The sequence below is a fragment of the Vibrio anguillarum genome, from assembly GCF_001989995.2.
Lineage (GTDB): Bacteria > Pseudomonadota > Gammaproteobacteria > Enterobacterales > Vibrionaceae > Vibrio > Vibrio anguillarum.
Genome location: NZ_JAHGUP010000090.1, coordinates 1 through 2780, shown reverse-complemented (window position 1 = coordinate 2780; position 2780 = coordinate 1). Strand labels below are relative to the sequence as shown.

The 2780-nt window shown below is 39.4% G+C and carries 3 protein-coding genes; all 3 read left to right on the top strand.

From position 1 onward, the window contains the following. The first annotated feature begins 53 nt into the window (after nucleotides 1-53). The 3 genes from PL85_RS19030 to PL85_RS16325 all read left to right on the top strand — a co-directional run bounded on the left by PL85_RS19030 (nucleotide 54) and on the right by PL85_RS16325 (nucleotide 2635). A complete protein-coding gene (locus PL85_RS19030) occupies nucleotides 54-1196 on the top strand; it encodes a Shedu anti-phage system protein SduA domain-containing protein (RefSeq protein WP_113603773.1) in 1143 nt (380 codons plus the stop codon). A 153-nt stretch (nucleotides 1197-1349) separates the two neighbouring features. Next, complete coding sequence (locus PL85_RS16330; protein ID WP_115340149.1) at nucleotides 1350-1820, top strand: GNAT family N-acetyltransferase; 471 nt, start codon at nucleotides 1350-1352, stop codon at nucleotides 1818-1820. A gap of 134 nt (nucleotides 1821-1954) precedes the next feature. Beyond that, nucleotides 1955-2635, top strand: a complete 681-nt coding sequence (locus PL85_RS16325) for a hypothetical protein (RefSeq protein ID WP_147288195.1) — start codon at nucleotides 1955-1957, stop codon at nucleotides 2633-2635. Nucleotides 2636-2780 lie beyond the last annotated feature (145 nt).

Here is a 2780-nt window from a genome sequence, read left to right as displayed (position 1 = left end):
CCCTTAGCCGGGCGTTAGCAGCTTCAAAGTAAACGATAGATAAGAGGTTATCGGTGTTTGATATTCCAGATTTTAGGCCTACAGAAGATGATGTGATTAGAAATTCAAAGCTAGAGACTCTCTATAATCACACCTTTGAAAAAGGTAGGTTTTTCCAAGTCATTTTCTCTGACGAAAATGAATGTCATATTCAGCTTGCTCCCCGAACAATGATGAAAGTTGTTTACCTGAAAGAAAAAGACGACATCGAGGGAATTAAACTATGCAAGCTAGTTAGCGGACAGGAAAAACAAGTTATTGAACTTTCAAAGTTCAATATGCAGCAGCTAAAAACGTTCTTGAACTTTATTCAAGAACTAGATCTTAAAGGGATTGCTGAGCGACGCATTAAATTATCTGATGATTCAATGGATGTACTTGACGCTGAGACTAAACAGAAAATAACTACGCTACTTTCAGGTTCTGATGGTGGGGAAGTCGTGAGAGATCTATTGTCTCAAGGGATGATCACGACTCAGGATCTGGTTAATACAGGTTACCGTAAATCCCAGCTCGAAATATTCAAGAAATTACTGTATTCAAACTATCTACCACAGTACAAAGTTGATATTGGAAAGCCCAATACAAAAGACGAAACTGCATGGCAGCATTTCTTTGCAGCAAACCAATGGATATTTGGTTATGGCTTGGACTACCGATTCCAAGGTATCTTACAAAAGGAATTTCATGCGTCTGATACTAATGCCGGTGGTAGTGAGGGAGTTATTGCTGATTTCTTAATGGGTGATAATAAGTTCACGACATTTGTTGAACTTAAATTGCCGACAACACCATTGTTTGGGATAGCCCAGAATAGAGCGCAGAGTTGGAAGCTATCAAAAGAGTTGATGGAGGCTTATTCCCAAATTTTAGAGCAGAAAGCTAGCGGCACGTTAAAGATTGAAACAACGCGAGATTTATATACAGATGATTATCGTGAAATTAATCAGAATGCTTACGACTCGAAAACAGTTCTAATCGTTGGTAGCTGGGAGCAAGTTGATAAAGCTGTTGAACCTCCTGGTATTAAAAAAATGAAACGCAAAACTCTCGAGCTTTTCCGTAGAGACTCTCGAAACGTAGAAATCATAACTTACGATGAGTTACTTGAGAGAGCATCATTCATAGTTTTAAATGAGCATAGCGTAAACAAGTAGCACGCTGCTAACAAACGCTTCAAGAGGGACAGCCAACGCGTGGCATTTTTATCATGCGGTGGTTTGTGTGATTACGGTGTTATGCGGAAAGTTGGTAGTAGCGTTGTCTGCCCCTTAAGCGGGCGTTATGCGATTCAAAAGTATGGAAGTAAAATGTTAGAAATAGAAAAGGTTAACGAGTCAAATATTGAGGAAGTTAAGAATGTACATTTAGCCGATGAACAGGTTAAATTTGCGGGTACTTCTGACGAATTTATATCTAGTGCGAGTGAGACAATTCATTTGCATGCCATAAAAAACAATGGTGCAGTAGTGGGTTTCTTCAAACTAGATGTTGCTTATTCTTCTGATTATGAGTTTTGTCCGAAAGACGGGCTAGGCTTAAGAGCTTTCGCTATCGACATCAACTGCCAAGGTCAAGGGTTAGGAACGGAAGCGGTTAAGGTTCTTTTCCCTTACTTAAAAGCACACTACTCAATGTTTAACTGGATTTACCTGACAGTTAATTGCAAAAATCCAGGGGCTAGAGTGTGTTACGAAAGGGGTGGCTTTGAAAATACTTTTGAGCAGTACTTGGGTGGTTTAGCGGGTCCCCAGTACATAATGCGCGGAAAAATCGCATAACAAGCAATTTAAGAGGGATTCACAACGCTTGGCGGCCTCGCTTCAAGTCAGTTAAGTGTTTATGGCACAATGCTTTAGGTTTAGGTGGAGGCGTTGTTCACCCCTTAATTGGGCGTTATATTTATGGAGTAAAAATGAACAATATCCCTCAAATTCAGGTAGTAAATCAGCCAATGGTATTTTTGGTTGATTCTCCATCGAGTGTTGACCTGTATGAAGGGTACAGTATAGGAATGGCTCTTCGAGATGCACTTCGAGCTATTCGTATTCCGTGCTTTTATACGTTGGCAACAAGCACGGAAACATTTACAAATACGTTTTCACAAAGACTTCCTACTGCAATTGCTGAAGTTCAAAAGACACCAAACATCAATGCTATCCCATTTGTGCATCTGTGCATGCACGGAAGACCAGAAGGTATTGCTTTAACTGATAACTCTTTTATTGAATGGTTTTCACTTCGCCAAATGTTGCTTTCTCATAATAATGTTAAAGGGTTTGACCCTTTTGTTTGTATGGCGTCATGCGATGGTATTAATGCTATGAATATGAACAACGCTTTTGACAATGCTTTTCACTTTTTAATTGGCAATAGTGGTAAGGTTTTACAGTCGGACGTGACAGTTGCGTATGCTTCTTTTTATAACAATGTGATTTATAAAAATTACACTGTAGAGCAAGCCGTACAAGCTATGCGGGTGGCATGTGGCGATAATAATTTTTTCTATGCTCATGGTGAAACACTCAAAAATCAAAAATTCCAACAACTTCAGTTGTCTATGGCTCAAACAAAAGTAAATAGCCCTATATTTTAGTCGTCGCAAAAATAAATATAACAAAGCATTTAAGAGTGATTCTCAACGCTTGGCATTTTTTATTCCATCGTTGAGTTCAGTGTTTACGGTGGTAAGGTTGGGTTTCGTGGTTGCGTTGTTCACACCTTAATGCGGCGTTAGGCAA

Coding starts and splice junctions, on each gene's coding strand:
- PL85_RS16330 (WP_115340149.1), top strand. CDS start 1,350: ATGTTAGAAATAGAAAAGGTTAACGAGTCAAATATTGAGGAAGTTAAG.
- PL85_RS16325 (WP_147288195.1), top strand. CDS start 1,955: ATGAACAATATCCCTCAAATTCAGGTAGTAAATCAGCCAATGGTATTT.